Annotated in this window: 18 protein-coding genes; 11 read left to right on the forward strand and 7 right to left on the reverse strand. The window is 59.5% G+C overall.

Going from position 1 to position 22,456, the window contains the following annotated elements:
- Nucleotides 1-140: 140 nt before the first annotated feature.
- The gene (locus C6382_RS11825) at nt 141-1,268 is read right to left on the reverse strand and encodes a branched-chain amino acid ABC transporter substrate-binding protein (protein WP_107024660.1); all 1,128 of its coding nucleotides are present in this window, start codon (nt 1,266-1,268) and stop codon (nt 141-143) included.
- 321 nt (nt 1,269-1,589) lie between these two features.
- Between C6382_RS11825 and C6382_RS11830 the strand changes: the two genes are divergently transcribed.
- On the forward strand, nt 1,590-1,895 hold the full coding sequence (locus tag C6382_RS11830) for a DUF2288 domain-containing protein (RefSeq protein WP_107024661.1): 306 nt from the start codon (nt 1,590-1,592) through the stop codon (nt 1,893-1,895).
- A 182-nt stretch (nt 1,896-2,077) separates the two neighbouring features.
- On the opposite strand, the gene C6382_RS11835 is transcribed toward C6382_RS11830, so the two are convergent.
- A complete protein-coding gene (locus C6382_RS11835; RefSeq protein WP_107024662.1) occupies nt 2,078-4,261 on the reverse strand; it encodes a hypothetical protein in 2,184 nt (727 codons plus the stop codon).
- A gap of 199 nt (nt 4,262-4,460) precedes the next feature.
- On the opposite strand from C6382_RS11835, the gene C6382_RS11840 reads away from it, so the two are divergent.
- Nucleotides 4,461-5,354 carry an NAD(P)-dependent oxidoreductase gene (locus C6382_RS11840; RefSeq protein ID WP_107024663.1) on the forward strand — a complete coding sequence of 298 codons (894 nt, stop codon included), beginning with the start codon at nt 4,461-4,463 and terminating at the stop codon, nt 5,352-5,354.
- On the opposite strand, the gene C6382_RS11845 is transcribed toward C6382_RS11840, so the two are convergent.
- Nucleotides 5,248-7,524 (reverse strand): bifunctional diguanylate cyclase/phosphodiesterase, encoded by a 2,277-nt coding sequence (locus tag C6382_RS11845; protein ID WP_107024664.1) that lies wholly within the window; start codon nt 7,522-7,524, stop codon nt 5,248-5,250. The two genes, C6382_RS11840 and C6382_RS11845, sit on opposite strands and share 107 nt — an antisense overlap.
- 224 nt (nt 7,525-7,748) lie before the next feature.
- Nucleotides 7,749-10,595, reverse strand: a complete 2,847-nt coding sequence (gene rapA / locus C6382_RS11850; RefSeq protein WP_107024665.1) for an RNA polymerase-associated protein RapA — start codon at nt 10,593-10,595, stop codon at nt 7,749-7,751.
- 202 nt (nt 10,596-10,797) lie between these two features.
- Between rapA and C6382_RS11855 the strand changes: the two genes are divergently transcribed.
- The 6 genes from C6382_RS11855 to C6382_RS11870 all read left to right on the forward strand — a co-directional run bounded on the left by C6382_RS11855 (nt 10,798) and on the right by C6382_RS11870 (nt 14,861).
- Entirely contained in the window at nt 10,798-11,127 is a 330-nt protein-coding gene (locus C6382_RS11855; RefSeq protein ID WP_107024666.1) for an aspartate-semialdehyde dehydrogenase, read from the forward strand.
- Nucleotides 11,128-11,206: 79 nt separating this feature from the next.
- Nucleotides 11,207-11,368, forward strand: coding sequence for a hypothetical protein (locus C6382_RS24150; protein WP_178082766.1), 162 nt, complete (start codon nt 11,207-11,209; stop codon nt 11,366-11,368).
- A 134-nt stretch (nt 11,369-11,502) separates the two neighbouring features.
- Nucleotides 11,503-11,619 (forward strand): cytochrome c oxidase subunit CcoM, encoded by a 117-nt coding sequence (gene ccoM, locus C6382_RS24490; protein WP_038616278.1) that lies wholly within the window; start codon nt 11,503-11,505, stop codon nt 11,617-11,619.
- A 179-nt stretch (nt 11,620-11,798) separates the two neighbouring features.
- Nucleotides 11,799-13,787, forward strand: coding sequence for an FUSC family protein (locus C6382_RS11860; RefSeq protein ID WP_107024667.1), 1,989 nt, complete (start codon nt 11,799-11,801; stop codon nt 13,785-13,787).
- Entirely contained in the window at nt 13,774-13,980 is a 207-nt protein-coding gene (locus tag C6382_RS11865) for a DUF1656 domain-containing protein (RefSeq protein ID WP_107024668.1), read from the forward strand. Before C6382_RS11860 ends, C6382_RS11865 begins: the two co-directional genes overlap by 14 nt.
- An 11-nt stretch (nt 13,981-13,991) precedes the next feature.
- Complete coding sequence (locus C6382_RS11870; protein ID WP_107024669.1) at nt 13,992-14,861, forward strand: HlyD family secretion protein; 870 nt, start codon at nt 13,992-13,994, stop codon at nt 14,859-14,861.
- A 28-nt stretch (nt 14,862-14,889) separates the two neighbouring features.
- Here the strand turns inward: C6382_RS11870 and C6382_RS11875 are convergent, their stop codons facing one another.
- A complete protein-coding gene (locus C6382_RS11875; protein WP_107024670.1) occupies nt 14,890-15,648 on the reverse strand; it encodes an SDR family NAD(P)-dependent oxidoreductase in 759 nt (252 codons plus the stop codon).
- Nucleotides 15,649-15,768: 120 nt separating this feature from the next.
- On the opposite strand from C6382_RS11875, the gene C6382_RS11880 reads away from it, so the two are divergent.
- Together C6382_RS11880 and C6382_RS11885 are read left to right on the forward strand one after the other, a co-directional pair.
- Nucleotides 15,769-16,725, forward strand: coding sequence for a LysR family transcriptional regulator (locus C6382_RS11880; protein ID WP_107024671.1), 957 nt, complete (start codon nt 15,769-15,771; stop codon nt 16,723-16,725).
- A 136-nt stretch (nt 16,726-16,861) separates the two neighbouring features.
- Nucleotides 16,862-17,185, forward strand: a complete 324-nt coding sequence (locus tag C6382_RS11885; RefSeq protein WP_107024672.1) for a DUF2025 family protein — start codon at nt 16,862-16,864, stop codon at nt 17,183-17,185.
- An 8-nt stretch (nt 17,186-17,193) separates the two neighbouring features.
- Here C6382_RS11885 and C6382_RS11890 read toward each other — a convergent pair whose 3' ends face one another.
- Together C6382_RS11890 and C6382_RS11895 are read right to left on the reverse strand one after the other, a co-directional pair.
- Nucleotides 17,194-19,776: an EAL domain-containing protein gene (locus tag C6382_RS11890; RefSeq protein WP_107024673.1), complete on the reverse strand. Its 2,583-nt coding sequence runs from the start codon at nt 19,774-19,776 to the stop codon at nt 17,194-17,196.
- A gap of 56 nt (nt 19,777-19,832) precedes the next feature.
- Nucleotides 19,833-20,909 (reverse strand): diguanylate cyclase, encoded by a 1,077-nt coding sequence (locus C6382_RS11895; protein ID WP_107024674.1) that lies wholly within the window; start codon nt 20,907-20,909, stop codon nt 19,833-19,835.
- Nucleotides 20,910-21,035: 126 nt separating this feature from the next.
- Between C6382_RS11895 and C6382_RS11900 the strand changes: the two genes are divergently transcribed.
- Nucleotides 21,036-22,136, forward strand: coding sequence for an MBL fold metallo-hydrolase (locus C6382_RS11900; RefSeq protein WP_107024675.1), 1,101 nt, complete (start codon nt 21,036-21,038; stop codon nt 22,134-22,136).
- Nucleotides 22,137-22,456 lie beyond the last annotated feature (320 nt).

Consider the following 22,456-nt stretch of genomic DNA (forward strand, 5'->3'; position numbering starts at 1 on the left):
CACTGCCAGCGAACCGCTGGTGACGGTTTTAAGATTTTCAGGTGAACCTGCTCCCGGATCGCGGGAATCAGGCCCATGAACCTCGTAAAACAAAGCCCACTGCTCGCACAGTGGGCTTGTAGTCATGTAGTCAGACGCGATTACTGAGGGGAAACTTCGGTTTTAGGTTTGCCGAAATGCCATTCGTAGACCACGAATTTGAAGTCTTTCAGGTCGCCCTTGTCGTCGTACGACAGGTCGCCGGTCGGGGTCTTGAAGGTGCCGGCGTGGATGGCCGCAGCTACCTTGTCGGTGTCTTCGGACTTGGCGGCCTTGATGCCTTCGGCGATCAGCGTGACAGCGGAGTACGCTGGGAACACGAACGGACCGCTCGGGTCTTTGCCATCGGCCTTGATGGCGTCAACGATTGCCTTGTTCGCAGGATCGGCATCGAAGGACTTAGGCAGGGTTACCAGCAGGCCTTCGGAGGCGTTCTGGGCGATTTGCGAGATGGAGTCGTTGCCGACACCTTCTGGGCCCATGAACTTGGCTTTCAGGCCTTTTTCCTGGGCTTGACGCAGGATCAGGCCCAGCTCTGGGTGGTAGCCGCCGTAGTAGACGAAGTCGACATTGGCTTGCTTGAGCTTCTGGATGATCGAGGAGAAGTCCTTGTCACCGGCGTTCAGGCCTTCGAAGACGGCAACTTTGGTGCCTTTGCCTTCCAGGGTTTGCTTGACCGCGGTGGCGATGCCTTCACCGTATTGCTGTTTGTCGTGCAGAACAGCAACTACTTTCGGTTTGACGTGGTCGGCAATGTAGTTGCCGGCAGCCGGGCCCTGGGCGCTGTCCAGGCCAATGGTGCGGAAGACCAGTTTGTAGCCACGGGTGGTGATGTCCGGGCTGGTGGCCGCCGGGGTAATCATGATCACGCCTTCGTCTTCATAGATGTCGGAGGCGGGCTGAGTGGAGCTGGAGCACAGGTGGCCGATTACGTATTTGACGCCATCGTTGACCACTTTGTTGGCTACGGCTACGGCCTGTTTAGGGTCGCAGGCATCGTCGTATTCTTTGGCTTCAAGCATCTTGCCGTCGACGCCGCCCTTGGCGTTGATGTCTTTGATCGCCTGCTTTGCACCGACGAACTGCATGTCGCCGTACTGAGTAACCGGGCCGGTTTTCGGGCCGGCGATGCCGATCTTGATGGTATCGGCTGCAAACGAATGGCTGGCAACCCCGGCCAGAACCATTGCGGCAAACAGCTTGGAAATCTGCTTAGTAGCCTTACTCATAGTGCTCCACTCATTCTGTTGTAATTTTTATAGTCCTGCGGCCAGCGCTGGAGGACCGTAATGCTCCGATTTTGCCCTGGCAACTGTACCGGTACAGTGTAGAGCGCTGCTTTGTCGCTTGAAAAGCAGGCCAGCTGGGGCAAATTCGGCGCGTGTCGCTTTTTTGACAGAAACTTACAAGAAAGCGGCTTGGCCTTGCCCTGATCCGCGCGGCAATCCTTCGCTTTCAAGTCCTTTTCGATCAATTACTTATTTGAAACCGGGTTTTTCTGCAAAAATACCGACCTCTTACAGTAGTCGAATTATTTCTGGCAGGAACCCATGACTGATCAACCAAGCACCCTCTATGCCAAACTGCTCGGCGAGACCGCAGTAATCGAGTGGAAAGCCCTGGAGCGTTTTTGGGCCAAAGGTGACCTGATTTGGGTCGACGCGGCTCTGGACCTGATCGAAGTTGCGCAGGCAATGGCCGAGAACCGCAGTGAAACCTTCGCTGCATGGCGCAATGCTGGCGCGGTAGGCCCTGTGTCTGCCGAGCAGGCGCTAGACCTTCAGAGCCGCGATCCAGAGATCTGGGCGGTGGTGGTTTCGCCGTTTATTGTGATTCAGGAAAAGAAAAACGCCTGAGCGCGCCCCAGATTGGTGCGTGAAAACAAGCAGCGAAGAGATTTTGGTGCGCGGGACTGTTCAGCGAGGGTGGCTGTTGGTAACAGTTGAGTGTGCTTAACGTTAACGGTAACAGATCGCGGGGCAAGCCCGCTCCCACAAGGTGGATCTGTGGGAGCGGGCTTGCCCCGCGATGCTTCTGATCAGTAATCCACTTTTCCAGTATGACTGTTCAGCGAAATCACCCGGGTCTTGCCGATCCGGTGACGGAAGATTTCGCGCAGGTATTTCACTGCCTTCTTCACGCATTCGCGCGACAGTCGAATGTCGTTGATCGAGACGAACTTGCTCTTGTCGTTGATCAGCTCGCGGTACTTCTTCTCGTACATCGGCTTGATCGCATACCAGTTGGTATCGAGGATTTTCGCCGGGTTTTCGAATTCATTGAGCAAATCATCGATGCGTTCTTCATCGAAGGTATCGCTGGTGATGAATTCGAGGATGGCGTTGTCCAGGGTGTCGTCGAAGCGGTACGGGTTGCGCGCAAAGCAACGCTTGATGAAGGCCACGATCAAGGTCAGGAAGTCGTCCGACAGGCACGGGCTCTTGGCGATCAGGGTGGTCAGCGACAGGTTCGCCGAAGCGCCGATCACCAGGGCATAGCGCTTGAGGGTGGTGTTGGGGAACAGGCTGTTGAGGTGGGTCTTGAGCCGGTTCAAGTCCATGTACGAGAGCTTGTAGTCCTTGGGCAAGGATACGATCGACACCACCGACGAACAGTTCTTGAAGAAGTGCAGGTCGTGCAGGGCCGCCGCGTCATAACCGGAGGCCTTGTACTGTTCCAGCGCCGCACGATAGCGCTTGGATTCGATCGGCAACAGGCTGATGCCCTCGATCGCCTGGGTCACCTTGTTGAAATGCGGCAGGTCGATGGAGCGGAAGAACAGGTCGTCGATGTTCAGACGCGGCTGGTCCTTCTCGAACACTTTGAATTTATCCGAATTCGGTGACGGCTGTTCCGGTACCACGGATTCTGCGTAGGCAATGGCCACAGGTCCGGCGAGGCTCATGAACAGGTCGTTGGCATCCAGGCGAATGGTTTCGCCGATGTCGATGCCGGCGCGGCGGAAGTAATTCTGGTCGTAGTCGGTGGTCACCGCCTGGGCGGTCAGAATGTTGAAGATCTGTTGGGAGATGTACTGGTTGGCGTGCTTTTCCATGGCATTGACATCAATGTTCTGGATGTTGCCGTCATCATTCTCTTCGGCGTAGCGCATGATGTCGTTGGAAATCAGCATCATCGCGTTCCAGGGGCGAATACGCCCCATGACGCTGGCTTCGCTGCTGTCTTCATTATCGAAGTTATAAGAGAAGTCCCATTCTTCCGACAGGTACTTGCACAGCAGGCGTCCGGCGTTGATGTGCAAGGCCTCGGACATTTCGCTGCGGTGATCGGAAATGTTCGGTAGTACGCAGATGCCGCTGGTGAAGATTGGTTCGAAGACGAACGAGTGCCCGCTCTTGCCGTCGTTTTCGTCAGCCGGCTTGGTGTCGAAGGTCTTGTTCATGTATGAGTACTGCTGGGCCAGGCCGAACTCCGAGGCCATGCCCGAACCGGTACCGCCACCGGCACTGAAGATGTAGAAGTACAACCGTGACTGGTTGGCCTTGATCCCGCAGGAGTCGATCAGGTACGAATGGATCAGCTTCCAGTCGGCGCTGGAAAAACGATGGGTTTCTTTGTTGAGGATGATCTTGGCCAGGTACTGGCCGAGGATCGGTGCGTTACCGGCACCCCCGGCATGGACTTCCGAGAGGTCCATGATCTTCATCTTGCTGTAGTCGCGGATGAAGCCGCTTTTTTCACCCTTGCGTGAGAAGCGGATACGACCGGCAATGTCTTTGTCCAGATCACCCAGCATCACTAGCGGCTCAACCAGGAACACGGGTTTGCTGCCTTTGTTCTGGACCAGGCGCAGGTTGTTGCGGATCCAGCGTGCCGGGCTGTAGTTGGGTTCGCTGCCGGCACGGTCCTCATTGTTGAATTCGTTGAGATAAAAGGTGCGGGCGTTGTATACAAGTTCGGCGACATCCAGGGCGATGTTCGAGCCGCACCGGCCCAGGCCGATCAGGCAGACCGATGGGAACTGCTGGTCCAGGCGTAGCTGGCTGTCGTCTTCGACGTGGACACTGGGCGGAAATACCAGATCGCGCAAGCCGTCCAGATTGTCGAGGATGCGCTGGATATCGGGCTCAGTGAAATACAGGTACTGCTGCGGGTTAAGCGTTCGCGGGCTGTAGAATTCTCTGGCCCCTGGAGCGCTGAACGCGGGAGTGGGTGAGGTCAGCTCGGAAACCGCGTTGGCAGAAGTATTCTTGGAGGTCATTTTGCGCCATTTGCCTGGGGGTGGGTGGCTGTTCTAGTAGATATCATAGAGCCATCACTGGATAAGTTTCGCGACTGTATCAGTGCGCATTCGACGTGAGCGATAGGGGGTTGCCCTAGCGCTGTAGGATTTTTCCTTGCCACGCCTGCAAACTGAATCGTCCAATCATTCAACTTCTTTAATCTGCCTGGAGCTGTACATGAGCACTGCACGTCCTTCACTGGGGTTTGCCGGAATCGGTCTGATGGGATTGCCAATGTGCCGGCGCTTGTTGGCGGCGGGGTATCCGTTGACTGTCTGGAACCGTTCGCCGGACAAGTGTGCAGCGCTGGTCGAGGCGGGGGCGCGGCGGGTGGATACCCCGGCCGAGCTGTGTCAGGCGGCTGATCTGGTGCTGTTGTGCCTGGCCGATACGGCGGTGGTGCGTGAGGTGGTATTCGGGCCTGAAGGTGTGGCCAAGGGCGCCAAGGCCGGGCAGTTGCTGGTCGACTTCTCCAGCCTGGAGCCGACCGCGACCCGAGAGATGGCTGCAGAACTGGCCGCGCTCAGTGGCATGAGCTGGCTCGACGCGCCAGTTTCAGGTGGCACGCCTGGGGCCGAAGCCGGCAGTCTGGCGATCATGGTCGGCGGCACTGCGGCGGACCTTGAACGCGTACGCCCGGTGCTGCTGACCCTGGGCCAGCGGGTCACCCATATGGGGCCGGTGGGGGCGGGGCAGGTGACCAAGGCCTGCAACCAGATGATCGTTGCCTGTAATGCCTTGGTGATTGCCGAGGTGGTGGCGCTCGCCGAGCAGTCCGGTGTCGATGCGAGTCTGATTGCCGACGCCCTGGCCGGGGGCTTTGCCGATTCCAGGCCGTTGCAGATTCTGGCACCGCAAATGGCGCAGAGCTGCTTCGAACCGGTCAAATGGCACGTGCGGACCTTGCTCAAGGATCTGGATACGGCGGTGAAATTCTCGCGCGAACAGGGCTCGGCAACGCCGCTCAGTGGCTTGGCCGCACAGCTGATGCGCCTGCACGCAAGCCAGGGCTATCTGCAAAAAGATCCGGCGACCTTGATTGATCTGTACCGGCGTAAGGATGGAAGCTGACCAGCGACGACTCGTCGCGCTGATCAAGCTGACTGAGGATGGCGCGTAGCTCACCCAAGGGTACCGGGTGGCTGAGCAGATGGCCTTGGGCGAAGTCGCAGCCCTGCTGGGCGAGGAACTGATACTGCTCGATGGACTCCACGCCTTCAGTGATCACCTGCAGGTGCAGGGTGTGGGCCATGACGATGATCGCCTGGACAATCTCCATGTCCGGCCGGCAACGTGGTACATCCTGAACGAAGGAACGATCGATCTTCAAGGTGTCCAGCGGCAGACGCTTGAGGTAGGCCAGTGATGAGTAGCCAGTGCCGAAGTCATCGATCGACAGTGAGACGCCGAGGGCGCGAATGTCCTTGAGCAGGGCGATGGTGCTGTGAATGTTGCCCATCAGCGCGTTTTCGGTGACTTCCAGTTCCAGCTGGCGGGCTGAGAGACCTGCCCGCTGCAGGGCGTCTTTAACTTCACTGGTCAGTTCTTCGCGGCCGAGGGTCAAGGCTGAGCAATTGACCGTGACCTTCAATCTGCCATAGCCATGACGATTGAGTTGCGCCAGGTCTTCACAGGCATGGCGTAGCACCCACAGATCAAGGTCGCCGATCAGGCCGTTGGCTTCGGCGATGCCGATGAAACGGTCCGGACTGAGCAAGCCATGCTGCGGATGTTGCCATCGCACCAGGGCTTCAAGCTTGGCCACCTGACCGGTATGCAGGTCGAAAATCGGCTGGTAGTGAATGCGCAGCCCCCGCTCTTCGAGCAGGGCGATGCGCAGCTCTTCTTCCAGTTGCAGCTCCAGCGTGGCGCGGGTCTTGAGGCTGCTGTTGAAGAAGTTCAGGCTGTTACGTCCACATCCTTTGGACTGATACAGCGCCAGGTCGGCATTCTTGAGCAGTTCATCGCAGCTACGGCCGTCGTCGGGGAAGATGCTGATACCAATGCTGGTAGTCATGACCATGCGCCGTCCGGCCAGGTCGATCGGCTCTTTCATCTTGTGCATGATGCGTTGGGCGAGGTGCCGGGCTTCTTCGCGGCTGCTCAAGGCGATCAGGATGCAGAACTCGTCACCACCAAAGCGGGCCACCACGTCCTGACTACGGGTCGCCGCCTTGATGTAGCTGGCAATGACTTTGAGCAGCTCATCGCCGGCATCGTGACCAAGGCTGTCGTTGATCCGCTTGAAATGGTCAATATCGAGGAACATCACCGCCAGCATGCCTTCATTGGTGGTCTGTTCGACCAGACGCTCGGCAAATACCTGATTGAAGCCGCGACGGTTGATCAGGTTGGTCAGGGCGTCGTAATGAGCGGCCTGCTGCAGCGACACCCGCGCCTGATCCAGCTGGCTGAGGAGGACATTGACCCGGCGCAGGTCGTGCTCCTTGCTTTGCAGCTTCTGGTCGGAGAGGGCGGCACTGATACTACTGGCGCTGACCAGCAGGGTGATGAAGGCGATGGTCAGGCCCAGTTGCAGGTTGTTGTCGGCACCTGGCAGGACCACGACCGCTTCGTCGGGGATGATCAGGGTCATGCCCGCCATGCCGGTGAAGTGGGTGGCGAAAATGCCTCCGGCCATCAACAGGCTGGCCGCGTATTTGAGCAACTGATGAAGTGTGCCGCTGCCATAGCGAAAGTAGCGAGCCAGCAACAGGGCCAGCAGGCTGGTGATGATGGCAACCGCAATCGAGGCGGCGAACATGTCCGGACGATAGAATTGTTCGGCGTTGGAGCGCATCGCGGACATGCCGATGTAGTGCATCGCAGCAATACCCAGACCGATGCAGGTGGCCGCCTGGAAGAAATGACGGGCGCGCAGGTCAGATTGGCCCAAGGTGTTCATCGCCAGCCAGCCGGCGAACAGCATGACGATCAGCGACAAGCCTGTCAGGGCGAAGTCGTAGTGGACCTCAATGGGCGTCTGGAACGCCAGCATGCTGATGAAATGCAGAGCCCAGACACCACCGGCCAGACAGCAGGCGCCGAGCAGACGCCATTGGCGCTGGGCAGCGGGCTGCTCTACGTGGTTCAGGCGTTCTGCCATGCTCAAGGTGGCGAAGCTGCCTGCGCCAGCAACCAGAAACGCAAGTACGACCAGGTAAGGGTTGTACTGGCACTCTAGAATGATCTGTCCGCTCGCCGGAAGATCGACGAGCATCTGTAGTCCCAGCCACTCCATAGCCTGCCTCTTTGTCGAGTTTTCACTCGTCCCCCAAAAGCCTGTCTGGAGACTGTTCTGCAGGAGTATAGAAAGAGCGCATTAACCCATCCGGATTAATGGCACTTTGACTTCTATGATTTGGGTATTGAGGTAATAGCGGGAGCTTCTATAGGTGGCTCATCGCGGGGCAAGCCCACACAGGTGTTCTACTGTGTGGGCTTGCCCCGCGATGAATGCGACGCTTAACCGGCAACCAACACTCGGATCGCTTCCAGGCGCAGCGCGGCTTTTTCCAGCATCGCCAGGCCTTGCTCACGTTGCTTGCGCACCGCTTCGATCTCGCTGTCGCGCACGCTTGGGTTGACCGCTTGCAATGCGGTCAGGCGTGCCAGCTCTTCGTCGGTTTCCGCCGCCAGGCGACGCTGGGCTTCGGCAACACGTTCGGCGTGACGCGGCATGATCTTGGCTTCACCACTGTTGATCCGTGGCGTCAGCACATCGCGCTGGGCCTGGATGAACTTGTTGGCGCTGGCCTTTGGCACGCTCTCGAGCTGGTCGTTGAGGGTTTCGAACGACACGCGCGAGGCCAGGTCGTTGCCGTTGGTGTCGAGCAGGCAGCGCAGTGCCGCCGGTGGCAGGTAACGGCCCAGTTGCAGGGCGCGCGGGGCTACCACCTCGCTGACATACAGCAGTTCGAGCAGCACGGTACCGGGTTTGAGTGCCTTGTTTTTGATCAGCGCCACCGCGGTGTTGCCCATCGAGCCGGACAGCACCAAATCCATGCCACCCTGGACCATCGGGTGCTCCCAGGTAATGAACTGCATGTCTTCGCGAGACAACGCCTGGTTGCGGTCGTAGGTGATGGTCACACCTTCGTCGTCGCCCAGCGGGAAGCTGGCGTCGAGCATTTTTTCGCTCGGCTTGAGGATCAGGGCATTTTCCGAGTGGTCTTCGCTGTCGATGCCAAAGGCGTCGAACAAGGTTTCCATGTAGATCGGCAGGGTGAACTGATCGTCTTGCTCAAGGATCGCCTCAACAAGCTCCTGGCCTTCGCCAGCACCGCCGGAGTTGAGCTCCAGCAGGCGGTCGCGACCGCTGTGCAGCTCGGCCTCCAGACGCTCGCGCTCGGCGCGGGCCTCGTCGACCAGGGCTTGCCACTTACCGTCGTCGCCGCTTTCGAGCAGCGGCAGCAGGCGCGGACCGAACTGATGCTGCAGGGCGTTACCGGTCGGACAGGTGGCGAGGAAGGCGTTCAGCGCCTGGTCGTACCATTGGAACAGGCGCTCTTGCGGGCTGTTCTGCAGGTACGGTACATGCAGTTCGATGGTGTGCTTCTGGCCGATACGGTCGAGACGGCCGATACGCTGCTCGAGCAGGTCAGGGTGGGCCGGCAGGTCGAACAGCACCAGATGGTGGGCGAACTGGAAGTTGCGCCCTTCACTGCCGATTTCCGAACAGATCAGCACTTGCGCGCCAAACTCCTCATCAGCGAAGTAGGCGGCGGCACGGTCGCGTTCAAGAATGCTCATGCCTTCGTGGAACACCGTGGCCGGAATCCCGGAGCGCACGCGCAGGGCGTCTTCCAGGTCCATGGCGGTTTCGGCGTGGGCGCAGATCACCAGGACTTTGACCCGCTTGAGCATCTTCAGGGTGTCAATTAGCCAGTCGACCCGAGGGTCGAAGCGCCACCAGCGTTGTTCTTCGTCAGTGTCGCCCTGAGACTGGAACGCCACCTCGGGGTACAGCTCGGCGTGTTCGCCAACCGGCAGCTCCATGTACTGATCGGGGCTTGGCAGCGGATAAGGGTGCAGATTGCGTTCAGGGAAGCCTTGAACGGCGGCACGGGTGTTGCGGAACAACACGCGGCCGGTACCGTGACGATCGAGCAGCTCGCGAATCAGACGCGCGCTGGCCTGGGTGTCGCCGTCGTTGACAGCGGCGAGCAAGGCTTCGCCTTCGGCACCGAGGAAGCCTTCGATGGTGGCGTGGGCTTTGGCCGACAGGCGACCTTCGTCCAGCAGTTCCTGTACCGCTTCGGCGACCGGGCGATAGTGCTCGCTTTCGGCACGGAAGGCCGCCAGGTCATGGAAACGGTTCGGATCGAGCAGGCGCAGGCGCGCAAAGTGGCTGTCCTGGCCCAGTTGCTCAGGGGTCGCAGTCAGCAGCAGGACGCCAGGAATGACCTGGGCCAGTTGTTCGACCAATGCATATTCAGGGCTGACCTGCTCTTCATGCCAGACCAGGTGATGAGCTTCGTCGACCACCAACAGGTCCCAGCCGGCGGCGAACAGCGCGTCCTGGGCTTTTTCGTCTTCGGTCAGCCATTCCAGGGCGACCAGCGCCAGCTGGGCATCTTCGAATGGGTTGCTGGCGTCGCTTTCGATAAAGCGCTCGGCGTCGAACAGCGCTACCTGCAGGTTGAAACGGCGGCGCATTTCCACCAGCCACTGGTGCTGCAGGTTCTCTGGAACCAGGATCAGCACGCGGCTGGCACGGCCCGAGAGCAACTGGCGGTGAATCACCAGGCCCGCCTCGATGGTCTTGCCCAGGCCCACTTCATCGGCCAGCAATACCCGTGGGGCAATGCGGTCGGCGACTTCGCGAGCAATATGCAGTTGGTGGGCGATGGGTTGGGCACGGGTGCCGCCCAGCCCCCACAGCGCGGACTGCAGTTGGCGACTGGTGTGTTCCAGGGTGTTGTAGCGCAGCGAGAACCATGGCAACGGGTCGATCTGTCCGGCGAACAGACGGTCGCTGGCCAAGCGGAACTGGATAAAGTTCGACAGCTGCGTTTCCGGCAGGGTACAGGCCTGGTTCTGCCCGTCGAGGCCGTGGTAAACCAGCAGACCGTCGACGTCATCGACCTCGCGAACGGTGAGTTTCCAGCCTTCGAAGTGCGTGATCTGGTCACCGGGCGAGAAGCGCACCCGGGTCAGAGGCGCATTGCGCAGGGAGTACTGGCGGGTGTCGCCAGTGGCCGGGTAGAGCACGGTCAACAAGCGGCCGTCCTGTGCCAGAACGGTCCCCAGACCTAGCTCGGCTTCGCTGTCGCTGATCCAGCGTTGCCCCGGTTGATACTGCTGCGCCATACTGCCTGACTCCCGCTTTGAAAAGCCGACTATCTTAACGGATAGGACTGTGCAGACCAAAGAGTCTAGCAATATCAGCGACAAAAACCGCTGCCGCTATACTTCGAGTCAGTACAAGCGGTGATTGGCCCTGCCTATTCCTGCTTGCTGGCTCAAGGCCGCTGCTGGCTAGCCGACACAGTGGCGACAGGAGATCTTCCCCATGCTGCCGCCCATCATTCCGCTCAGTGCTGCACCCGTGACATCGCAACTGGACCCGGTCAAGCCGACCCCCGACATCAAGCCGGTGGTGCCTGCACAACCTACGTCCAGTGAAGGGGCTATCGACCTGAAACATCGCGACCCGGAAAAATCGGCGCTGTTGCTGCGCGAAGAACAGCAACGCCAGCAGGGCCGACGCCACTCCGCTAGAGACGATGAACTCTACCAGCCGTTGCCGGGAGATGAAGTCAACGCCGACAACACCGTGCCCGTCGCACCACTGATGGGTGAACAGCCGCGCCAGGGGCTGTTGGTGGATATCGAAGTCTGAGCGTGCAGTCCTGTCACTGGTCAGCGCAGGCAACAGCCTTCATTATGGCAGGATCGCAGCCCGCTTTCTGAGTCAGACCATGAGCCAAGATGACAACCTGATCGACCTCGGCGCCGAACGCGCCCGGCGCGTCCACGACCTCAATGAAAAACGCCTGAACGAAGTGCGTCAGGCGTTCGAGCAGGCCATGCCGTTGGGCAAGGCCAGGAAAAAGCCCAAGGGCAAACCCAAGAAACGTTGAAAACTTGATGCAGGTCAAACCTGCACCCGCCTTGCGCGCCCGGTTCCGGGCGCTATTGACCTCGGTCAATTTCCTTTCGCCCTCCATTGGTTACCTTGAACCCATCAGACAGGTGCAGGCAAATGGAGGCCGACATGTTCTTCGATAATGTGGTTATCGCTGGAGTCATTACAGTCGGCCTGATGCTGCTGTTCTTTGTCGGATTCGGAATTTTCATCTGGAAGGACTCGAACAAGCGCAAGCAGCGCTGATTCTTCCGGTACACGAGCACGCAAGGCATTTAGGGCGACTTCGGTCGCCCATTTTTTTCTTTGCAAGAAACCTTTCAGCCATGCTGGACTTTTATTAGTTAGCTAGCTAATAATGTGTCCCTGATTCTTTCCCCCCCATTCTGTCTATCGTTACAACACCGTCAGCCAAGGTTCGTCCCGTGCCCATCACTTTGCAGGCCCTGTTGGCGCCGAACAAGCTCGCCGTGCAATTTGCCATCAAGACCTTGCTGGGCGGTGGCCTGGCCTTGTGGCTGGCACTGCGCTGGGGCCTGGAACAACCGGCCTGGGCACTGATGACGGCGTTTATCGTTGCCCAGCCCTTGTCTGGCATGGTTTTGCAAAAAGGTCTGGCGCGGCTTTTCGGGACCCTGATCGGCACCGCCATGTCGGTGCTGTTCATGGGGCTTTTCGCGCAGACACCCTGGTTGTTCCTGTTGGCTTTGGCGCTGTGGCTGGCCTTGTGCACCGCCGGCTCGACCTTGCTGCGTAGCGCCTGGGCCTATTCGTTCGTGTTGGCCGGTTACACCGTAGCGATCATCGCCTTGCCGGCGATCAATCATCCGCTGGCGGTGTTTGACCAGGCCGTGGCGCGCTGTACCGAGATCTGCCTGGGGATTGTCTGTGCCACGGTGACCAGCGCGTTGCTCTGGCCCATGCGCGTTGAACAACAGCTAGGGGGGCAGGCGCGCCAAGCCTGGCTCAGTGGCTTGCAGTCGGCCAGTGCGACCCTGACGGGCGAAGCACAGGCGCGCAAGGGCTTGCTGGAAATTCTCGGGCGTATCGTCGCCGTCGACGCACAGCGTGAACATGCCTGGTTCGAGGGCCGTCTTGGCCGACAGCGTGCCAGGGCAATCCGCGGCTTGAGTCAGAAGTTGCTGATTCTCCTGCGCATCGCCCGCTCGGTACGGCGTCAGTGGCAGCAGCTGGACGAGGTTCAGGCGCTACATCTGCAGCCTTGGCTCGATGATGTGCATGATGCCCTGGCCGCAGCCGATCAGGCCGGTTTGTTACTCCTGCGTCAACGCGTCTGGGATGCCGCTCACGATGAGCGCATCAGTTCGGCCGAACACTATTGCCTGGCGCGCCTGACCTTGCTGCTGGACAACGCCATGGCCGCGACCCTGGCTTTACGTGCGGTAGAGGAGGGCAAGGCGCCAGTGGATGTTCCCGACAGCCTTGCGGCACACCGTGATCTGCCCTTGGCACTGTTGTTCGGCTCGCGTAGCGCCCTGGCATTTCTGGCCATGGCCAGTTTCTGGTTGGCCACCGCCTGGACGGCGGCCCCGGGTGGCTTGGTGCTGACCTGTGTGGTCTGCAGTCTGTTCGCCAGCCGTGAGAATGGCGCGCAGATCGGTATGAGTTTCTTGCGCGGGATTCTGTTGGCCATACCCGTGGCGTTTGTTGTCGGGCAGATCCTGCTGCCGCAGTGGAGCGGCTTTCCCATGCTCTGCATGGCCATGGGCGTCCCGTTGTTTTTCGGAGCGCTGGGTATGGCCAACCCGCGCATCGGTGCCACGGCCACGTCCTATTGCCTGCATTTCATTGTCTTGGTGGCGCCGCTCAATGTCATGAGTTTTGAAGTCGCGACCTTTCTCAACAGTGCCCTGGCCATGCTGATTGGGGTGGCGGCAGCAGTGCTGGCATTCAAACTGTTGGTGCTGCGTAATCCAGCCTGGCACGGTCGCCGCCTGCGCGCCGCGACCCAGAGTGATCTGGTGCGCTTGACCCGCCGCGAGCTGCGCGGTGCCGACACCTGGTTCGGTGGCCGTATGGCCGACCGTTTGCTGCAACTGGCGCGGCATTACTCGGCATTGACCGAGCCGGAACGCGGCCGTTGGGATGATGGCGTACATGGCCTGGATATCGGTGATGAGCTGTTGCACCTGCGTCACTGCCTGGCCGTTGCCAAGGCGCCGCTGGCAGGCGCCGAACGCGTGTATTTACAGCAACTGCAAGCCGTGCTGGCACGTGGCCCTGCGCCGGGAAGAGGCCAGCGCCTGGATGCCGCCAGTGCCGTATTCATTGATGCCCTGCAACGCCAGCCCCCCAGCGATCCGTTGCGCCTGGCGGTGGGGGCGGTATTGCAGTTGCAGCGCAGTTGGGGCAAATGGTGCCGTCGACAGGAGGAAATTCATGGGCTTGCGTGAGTGGGCGTTGGGCGGTGTGTTGCTCAGCCCGTTTCTGATTTACGTCGTGTTGGCCCTGGTGCTGACTGCTGTCGTACACCTGCTGCTGCGCCTGACCCCGCTTGGGCGCTGGGTCTGGCATGAGGCGTTGTTCGATTGCGCGCTGTTCATTTGTGTATTGACCCTGGTAACCCTCGGACTTGGGCCTTTGTAAGGAGAGTGACCATGCGTGCATTGCTACGTATCGCAGTAACCTTGTGCCTGGTGGCAGTGGCTGTGTTTGCTGGCTGGAAACTCTGGCAGTACTACATGCTCACCCCGTGGACCCGCGATGCGAAAATCCGCGCCGATGTGGTGATCATTGCCCCGGACGTATCGGGCTGGGTGCGCGAGCTCAAGGTGTATGACAACCAGCAGGTCAAGGCTGGCGAATTGCTCATGTCGATCGACCGTGATCGCTTTGAAGCGGCGCTGGACAAGGCCAACGCTGTGGCCGAAACCCGCCAGCAGCAGTTACGCCTGCGCGAACATGAAGCCTCCCGGCGCGCCGCACTTGGTCCGCAGGCGATCAGTGCCGAACTACGCGAGAACGCGCAGATCAATGCCGCAGTGGCCCGTGGCGAATTGCGCCAGGCTCAGGCCGACGTCAAAGCGGCGGCAATTAACCTGGCCCGTAGCCAGGTCAAAGCCCCGCGCGATGGTCACATCACTAACCTGCGTCTGGCCGAGGGCAACTACGTCAATGCCGGTCAGCCGGTGATGGCGCTGATTGATGACTCGACCTTCCACGTCCAGGCCTATTTTGAAGAAACCAAACTGCCACGCATCCGTGTCGGCGACCCGGTCAAGGTCTGGTTGATGAGCGTCGGCGAGCCCATGCAGGGGCACGTCGAAAGCATCAGCCGCGGTATCACCGACCGCAATGCCAACCCCGACAGTCAGTTGCTGGCCGAAGTCGAGCCAACGTTCAACTGGGTGCGCCTGGCCCAGCGCATTCCGGTGCGGATCAAACTGGACCAGGTTCCTCAAGGCGTGACCTTGAGCGCAGGCATGACCGCCAGCGTGCAGGTGCGTGAAGACCAGATCCAGCGCTGACTGAACCTTGAAGCGAGGCGCACGACGCTTAAAGGAACATGCCGCCAGAGGCTTCCAGACGCTGGCCGTTGATCCAGCCGCCACCCTCGCCGAGCAGCAGTGCAACTGCCGCGCCGATGTCATCCGGCAAGCCTACCCGGCCCAGGGCGGTATTGCTGGCAATAAAGTCGTTGACCTCGGCGTTGTCGCGGACCACGCCGCCACCAAAATCGGTTTCGATAGCGCCCGGGGCGAGGATGTTGACGCGAATGCCCCGCGCCCCCAGTTCCTTGGCCTGATAGCGGGTCAGCACTTCCATAGCGCCTTTCATCGCCGCATAAGTCGCATAGCCGGGCAGGGCGAAGCGGGTCAGACCAGTGGAAACATTGACGATCCGGCCCTGGTCGGCAATCAACGGCAGCAACCGCTGGGTCAGGAAAAACGGCCCCTTGAGGTGGATATTGCACAGCTGATCGAACTGCGCCTCACTGGTTTCGCTGAATGCTGCGTTGATGCCAATACCGGCATTGTTGACCAGAAAATCCAGCTGCTCGCGGTCAAACACCGACTTGAGGGTCTGGCGCAGTTGCTCGGTGAAGGCGTCGAAGCTGCCACTGTCGCTAACATCCAGTGCCAGCATCGCGGCGCGCACACCTGATTGTTCCAGAGACTGCACCAGTGCCTGGGCTTCCTGCGCCTTGCTGTGATAGGTGCCGATAATGTCGATACCCTGGGCCGCCAGATACAGCGCGGTATTTTTGCCCAGGCCGCGACTGGCGCCGGTGATCAATGCGATTTTCCGATTCATGCTCTGTACCTCGGGGTGAGAGGGGGAAGTCGAAGAAAGTCTATTGGTCGGATAGCTGATGATAAATCCATGGATCTCGGAAATACTGGTCGGTACTTGCGAACAATCGAGCCTGCCTCTATGAACAAGCTGGAGTTGCTGCGTACCTTTGTCCGGGTCAGCGAGCTGTCGAGTTTCACCCTGGCCGGGGAGAGTCTGGGGCTACCGCGGTCAACGGTCTCCGAGCAGGTCAGGGCCCTGGAAAACCTGCTCGGTACGCGGTTGTTGAACCGCACCACGCGGCGGGTCCAGGCCACTCAGGACGGCTTGCACCTGTACGAGCGTGGCAAAGACCTGTTGTCGCGCATGGATGAGATCGAAGGCCTGTTCCACAGTGAAAAGGCCGCGCTTGTTGGGCGTTTGCGCGTCGATCTACCGACCTTGATGGCGCGGCGCATCATCTTGCCCAATCTGCCGCAATTCATTGACTGTCATCCGGGGATCGAACTGGAGATCAGTTGCACGGATCGTCAGGTCGACCTGTTGCGCGAGGGGTTCGACTGCGTGCTGCGCATCGGCACCTTGAGTGATCTGGACCTGATTGCCCGGCCGCTGGGTTTCCTCGCTCAGATCAACTGCGCCAGTCCACGCTATTTGCAGCGTTATGGCGTGCCCGAGAGTCTGGCAGACCTGCATCACCATCAGTTGATCCATTACGTGAAAAACCTGGGCAGCCGCAGTCCGGGTTTTGAGTACCTGCAAGCCGGTGCCTTGCAGGTTCAGCCCATGGCCGGGGCCGTCACCGTCAACAGCACCGAGGCCTATGAAAGTGCCTGTGTGGCCGGGCTCGGTCTGATTCAGGCACCAGCGGCAGGACTGCGAGGGTATCTGGATCGCGGTGAACTGGTGCCGTTGCTGGTGGATTTCGTTCCGCCACCGATGCCGGTTTCGTTGCTCTATGCCAGGCAACAACACGTGCCGCCGCGTCTGCGCGCGTTCATGGATTGGCTGGCAGCGCTGCTTGAGCCTCGTCTGGATCCAGCAGCAGGCGCAAACATCAGTGTGGGTCAGTCTAGCGAGCCGGCCTGGATCGACTGAAAAAATCCGTACCCGCCGGCCAGGTTTTTCCATTAACCTTGGGCCTTGAGTCGCTCCATCAGAGAGAGACCAGTACCGCCCCGCGTGCCAACCCCTTTCGTCCTGCGTCCTTGTGGATGCTTCAGTGAGGTTTGACATGCACATCACATCACAGGATATCTGTGCCGCTGCCGACCAGCTCAAAGGCTTCGTCGGATTTCATCGCAAGTTAGGCAAGCATATCGTGCGCTTCAGCGAAGACGCCTTCGGCATGGATGTCGCCGATGACAGCATCACCCCCAGCAGCGAATTCGTCTGGCAGGAAGGCGAGGGTGAAGTCATGACCTTGAGCCGCGCGCTGATCGAAATCCTCCTGGCACAGAATGTCGATGAACGACTCAACGTCAGCGAGCCATTGCGGGTTTACCTGCGTCGCCGCGACCTGCCGGAGATTGCCGCGCAACGGCGCTTGCGCGCGTAAATCCGGTCCTAAGGCTGGACAGCCTGGCGACTGCCGGGGTTGCGCAACAGTTGTTCGAAGGCCTGTTTGTCGACCGGCTTGCTCAGGTAGAAACCCTGGACTTCATGGCATTTTTCCTTGCTCAGGGCCTTGAGTTGCTGCTCGGTTTCCACCCCTTCGGCGGTAACCCTCAGGCCCATGGCCTTGCCCAGGTTGATGATCGCCTGGACCACGGCGCGGTCATTACCGTCACTGTTCAGGCCGGCAATGAAGCGTTTGTCGATCTTGATACTGTCGAAGGGGTAGGTGCGCAAATAACCCAGTGACGAATAGCCAGTGCCGAAGTCATCCATGTTCAGTCGCACGCCCAGCTCCTTGAGCGCGGTCATGGTGCCCAGGGCGCCTTCAATGTCGTTGAGCATGACATTCTCGGTAATTTCCAGTTCCAGACGCTGGGCGGGAAAGCCGGTTTCAACCAGGATCTTGTAGACATCACTGACTACATCGCTACGGGAGAACTGTGCGGGCGACAGATTGACCGAGACCAGCAGGTCTTGCGGCCAGCGGCATGCGGTCTCACAGGCTTCGCGCAGCACCCAGCGCCCCAGAGGTACGATCAGGTCGGTCTGTTCTGCCAACGGAATGAAAGTATCCGGCCCCAGCAGGCCTTCGACCGGATGCTGCCAGCGCACCAGTGCTTCAACCGAAACGATCTGCAAGGTGTCCAGGCGATAGCGTGGTTGATAGTGGAGGACGAATTCGTTGTTCTTCAGCGCTTTGCGCAAGTCGTTTTCCAGCTGGCGGCGGTACTGGATCTGCTCGTTCATCTCCGGCGAAAAGTAGCGCCAGGTGTTTTTGCCATCGGCCTTGGCCTGGTAAAGGGCGATATCGGCGCAGCGGATCAGCTCGCCGGCATCGAAGCCTTGCAGGCGGGTCTGGGCGACGCCCAGGCTGGCGCCGATGTGCAGAATCTGCTCTTCGAAATGAATCGGCTGGTGCAAGTTGTCGATCAGGCGGGCGCAAAAGCGGTCGATTTCGTTGCGGCTGTCCATGCCGTTCATTACCAGGACGAACTCATCACCGCCCAGGCGCGCCACCAGGTCACCGTCACGGGTCGAATCGCGCAGGCGGGTGGCGACCTCCAGCAGCACCGCATCCCCGGCGGTATGGCCGAGGGAGTCGTTGATCGGCTTGAAGCTGTCCAGATCCAGCAGCAACAACGTCAAGGGTGTGGCGTCCTGGCCTTTGAGCAGCGCTTGTTCGAGAAAGCGTGACAGCTTGTTGCGGTTGGCAAGACCGGTCAGTGCATCGTGCATGGACAGGTGCTGGATGCGGGCGTGGGCTGCCACTTCATCGGTGATGTCACTGGCGGTGCCGCGAAAACCGGCCAGTTTTCCGCCGATCATGATCGAGCGCGCCGACACCCGGCAAAAGCGCAGCTGACTGTTCTGGTCGCGATAGCCGCAACGCAAATTGGCCAATTGCCCTGGGGCGGGATCGGCTTGATTGTCGAGCCAGAGGGTCAAGGGTGTGGTTTCGCAACTGAGCAGTTGATTGATCGGCTGCCCCAGCCAGTCTTCGGTGTTGAATCCCGTTACTGCGACAAAACGCTGGGACAGGTAGCTCAAGCGGTGGTGACGGTCGGTTTCCCAGATCCAGTCCGAGGCGGCCTCGGCTACCGCACGAAAACGCTGTTCGCTGGCTTCCAGGGCCAGATTACTGGCCTGTAATCGCTGCAGTGTGCCGTCGATTTCCCGCGAAGTACGCAAGGCATAGCCGAAGAAGTACACCATCAACAGGCCGAGGACCAGCATGGCGCCAAGCAACGGCGGCAGCACAGCCCAAAGCAATTGATCGCCTGGGCGCGGAGTAAGCCACTCCAGACGGTAACCGGTAGTGCCCAGGGGTAAGCTCGACTCGTCGGCTGCCAAGGCACCGGTTTTCTCGATGCGCATACCCGTCAACCCAGCGCCGGCGCTCAGCTTGGTCAGCTTTTCCGGGGTCAACTGGTCGACGAAAATCATTACCGAAGTGGTTTGCGGGTCAATGTCCAGCTCCTCATCGTCGGGGCGGATGGCGGCGGCCACCAGCACTGCCGGCCAGCCATTGAACAGTATGTGTCGGGTGATCTGCTGGCGCTCGGTGGCAACGTTCCGGGCCTGGGCAATGATCGGTTCCAGAGCGTCATCTATATAGGTGCTGGCCGGTGCGCTGCTGAGCTGGCCTTTGAACAAGGCGTATTTGGTGCTGTGGTCATCGACCACGAACACCCCTTCAAAACCGCTGGCGGTGTACAGCGAGTCACCGACGTTCTTTTCTTCATGGGCCCACTTCAGGTCCGCAACGCCATTGAGGTGGTCGTAGGCGGCATCCCATACGGCGTAGCTGGAGAGAAACTGGCGGGAGGCTTCAAGCCGCTGCTCCAGTGCTTTGTGCGCGTAGAAGCTGCTTCTCTCACGCTCGTTGGCGTTGAGTGAGGCGGCGATGTTGAACAGGGCCCCGAGGGCAATCAGGCAGGCCAGGGCAAACAGCGCGGCGATACTGGCGTTAAGTTTGCGAGTTTGCAGACTGGGGGGCGGGCTGGTAGGCGAAACCTCGACGATCCTGTCCATACGCATCCTGATCCGTGGTGAGTTGCGTTCCGACGGCTGCACCGCAGGGCGAACGTTCAATCAGGATAGGCCAGCTTTAGCGATGTGAGATCCGGTTGGGCGAAATTGACCTGGTTGCGTCCGCTTTTCTTCGCCGCATACAGGGCTTTGTCGGCCTCGTTGAGCCAGTCCTGGGCATCAGTCAAACCGTCGCGGTAGCTGGCAAGGCCGATGCTCAAGCTGATACCCAGTTCCGGTAGTTGCGGATTGCGGTAGCTGCCGACCCGCTCGCGCAGCCGCTCCATGGCCAGGTTGGCGTGCTCCAGGCTGGTGTTGGGCAGGATCAGGCAGAATTCGTCGCCGCCATAGCGGCCAGCCAAGTCGTCCTCGCGCAAGCCGAGTTTGAGCTCGTTGCTGAGTTGGCTCAATACACAGTCGCCCACGACATGTCCGTAAGTATCGTTAATGGTTTTGAAGTGATCGATGTCGATAAGCGCGATCACCGCCTGGCAATGTTGTTGCTGGCAGGTCTGGAACTTGAGTTGCAGCAGGTCTATCCATGAACCGTGATTGAGCAGGCCGGTCAGGCTGTCGGTGCGGCTCAGAGCACTGAGGCGGTGTTTATGCTCGGAGAGTTTCATCGCCAACCGGTAGCAGACCCAGCCGACGGCCATCGGGTAAAGTGTCAGCATCGGCAGGCAGGCGTAGACTTGCAGGGGCGTGGCCTGCAACTGCAAGCCGGCACCGAACAGGGCAATCGAAAGCCCTGCACCCAAGCCCTGGATAATGAGCCCCTTGAAGAACAGGCGCTGGCCGCCAGCGGCGAAATTATTCATCGCCATCATTGCCAGGATGGTTACGCTGGGCAGCGGATTGAACTGCAGGGTGGCGGCCCAGAATCCACCCATCAGCGAATCAACCAGCAAGTTACGGTACTCGGCGTGATAGGGAACGGCCGCGCGTCGAGCCAGTTGAAACGCCAGGTGTGGCCAGATCAAACCATTGAACAGCAGCAGGCCCCAGACCCACGGTGGCATCTGCAGGGTTGAAATGCCGGCCATGACACTGAGCATGCCGATGCCCAGGCCGATAATGCGCGGCAGGTATATTCGCCTGACAAATGAAAGTCCCTTGCCGCTTCTATTATCCATCATGGTTGCTGGTCTGTTCCGGGGCGCCGTTTATCGCATAAAACGTGTGAATATTGTTGAACAATCGCAGGCTATTGAAAAATGGCCTTACAAGCCATTTCACGGTTGATTCAGCCACCTAGGGGTAACATGAAATTCGCCTTTATCCTTGGAGTGCTTCTAGTTTTGGCCCCATTGCCCACCAAGGCCGGTCAACCAGCGCAGCGCCAGGACGGGCGATACCACAACCAGCTGGCTTTGCCGCAGGACAGCGTGTTTATAAAACTGCGTATCGGCTTCAGACTCCTGTTGCTTGGCAAGCCGCCGGGAACCCGGCCGGATGTGGAGATTGCCGTGCAGCCCCTGAGCCGTCAGCAATTGATTGAGGCGCCGGATCGCAGCCTGTGGCGTCTGGGGCACTCTACGGTACTGCTGAAACTGCAAGAGCGCTTCTTCATCACCGACCCGGTGTTTGCCGAGCGTGCCTCCCCCGTGCAATGGGCAGGTCCCCAGCGCTTTCACCAGCCGCCACTCAAACTTGAAGAGCTTCCGCCGCTGACCGCAGTGATCCTTTCTCACGATCACTATGACCACCTCGATGAACAGGCGATACGTCAGCTGGCCCGTCAGGCCGAGCTTTTTCTTGCGCCGATAGGCGTTGGCGACCTGTTGATCGAGTGGGGGGTTCCGGCGTCCAAAGTTCGACAGTTGAACTGGTGGCAGGAGACCCAGGTTGAGGGCATCCGCTTCGTTGCCACCCCGGCGCAGCATTTTTCCGGACGTGGTCTGTTCGACAGCAACAGCACCCTGTGGGCCTCCTGGGTGATCCTGGATGAAAACCTGCGGCTGTTCTTCAGCGGCGACACCGGCTACTTCGACGGCTTCAAACAGATTGGCGAACAATACGGCCCGTTCGATGTAACTCTGATCGAAACCGGTGGCTACAATCTTGAATGGCCCAATGTGCACATGCAGCCCGAGCAAAGCCTGCAAGCGCATAAAGACTTGCGCGGGCGCTGGCTGCTGCCGGTGCATAACGGCACCTTTGATCTTTCGGTTCACCGCTGGCATGAACCATTCGACCGTATTCTGGCTTTGGCCAATGACGCTCAGGTGTCGCTCAGTACCCCGCAGATGGGCGAGCGGGTCAGCCTCGACCAGCCCCATAGCGGTCCGGCCTGGTGGTTGCCCAAACCTGTGCGCCAACCCCATGAGGCTGGCGAGCGAATCATGGCGATGAGGGAACTGTAACGGTGCGGCTACTGCTGTGGGCGGTCGCGCGCGTTTTCCTTGTGCTACGTCTCTACTACAGAGCAGTGCCGGGCTCGATTGGTTGCCTGTCAGCAGTGGATTGGTTGAAGTACCTATATATAGCTATCTGAAACTAATTTGAAATATGTCCTTGACGCCCCGTTTAATCTCTCTATAATTCGCCCCACTTCCTGCGTAGTCGGAACGGAAAACTCCTTGAAATTCAACGAGTTAGATGTTCCAGGTAGTGTCGGAAGGGCTTCGATCGAAAGATCGGCAGCGGTGAAAAAGGTGGTTGACAGCGGATTGAAACGCTGTAG

The organism is Pseudomonas sp. BBP2017 (assembly GCF_003024385.1).
Lineage (GTDB): Bacteria > Pseudomonadota > Gammaproteobacteria > Pseudomonadales > Pseudomonadaceae > Aquipseudomonas.

Excerpts from the sequence above, each read along its gene's own strand:
- C6382_RS11845 (WP_107024664.1), bottom strand. The coding sequence starts at position 7,524 with ATGGAGTGGCTGGGACTACAGATGCTCGTCGATCTTCCGGCGAGCGGA.
- C6382_RS11830 (WP_107024661.1), top strand. The coding sequence starts at position 1,590 with ATGACTGATCAACCAAGCACCCTCTATGCCAAACTGCTCGGCGAGACC.
- C6382_RS11825 (WP_107024660.1), bottom strand. The coding sequence starts at position 1,268 with ATGAGTAAGGCTACTAAGCAGATTTCCAAGCTGTTTGCCGCAATGGTT.
- C6382_RS11895 (WP_107024674.1), bottom strand. The coding sequence starts at position 20,909 with ATGATGGATAATAGAAGCGGCAAGGGACTTTCATTTGTCAGGCGAATA.
- C6382_RS11885 (WP_107024672.1), top strand. The coding sequence starts at position 16,862 with ATGCACATCACATCACAGGATATCTGTGCCGCTGCCGACCAGCTCAAA.
- C6382_RS11870 (WP_107024669.1), top strand. The coding sequence starts at position 13,992 with ATGCGTGCATTGCTACGTATCGCAGTAACCTTGTGCCTGGTGGCAGTG.
- C6382_RS11880 (WP_107024671.1), top strand. The coding sequence starts at position 15,769 with ATGAACAAGCTGGAGTTGCTGCGTACCTTTGTCCGGGTCAGCGAGCTG.
- C6382_RS11865 (WP_107024668.1), top strand. The coding sequence starts at position 13,774 with ATGGGCTTGCGTGAGTGGGCGTTGGGCGGTGTGTTGCTCAGCCCGTTT.
- C6382_RS11890 (WP_107024673.1), bottom strand. The coding sequence starts at position 19,776 with ATGGACAGGATCGTCGAGGTTTCGCCTACCAGCCCGCCCCCCAGTCTG.
- C6382_RS11840 (WP_107024663.1), top strand. The coding sequence starts at position 4,461 with ATGAGCACTGCACGTCCTTCACTGGGGTTTGCCGGAATCGGTCTGATG.
- C6382_RS11855 (WP_107024666.1), top strand. The coding sequence starts at position 10,798 with ATGCTGCCGCCCATCATTCCGCTCAGTGCTGCACCCGTGACATCGCAA.
- C6382_RS11835 (WP_107024662.1), bottom strand. The coding sequence starts at position 4,261 with ATGACCTCCAAGAATACTTCTGCCAACGCGGTTTCCGAGCTGACCTCA.
- ccoM (WP_038616278.1), top strand. The coding sequence starts at position 11,503 with ATGTTCTTCGATAATGTGGTTATCGCTGGAGTCATTACAGTCGGCCTG.
- C6382_RS11900 (WP_107024675.1), top strand. The coding sequence starts at position 21,036 with ATGAAATTCGCCTTTATCCTTGGAGTGCTTCTAGTTTTGGCCCCATTG.
- C6382_RS11875 (WP_107024670.1), bottom strand. The coding sequence starts at position 15,648 with ATGAATCGGAAAATCGCATTGATCACCGGCGCCAGTCGCGGCCTGGGC.
- C6382_RS24150 (WP_178082766.1), top strand. The coding sequence starts at position 11,207 with ATGAGCCAAGATGACAACCTGATCGACCTCGGCGCCGAACGCGCCCGG.
- rapA (WP_107024665.1), bottom strand. The coding sequence starts at position 10,595 with ATGGCGCAGCAGTATCAACCGGGGCAACGCTGGATCAGCGACAGCGAA.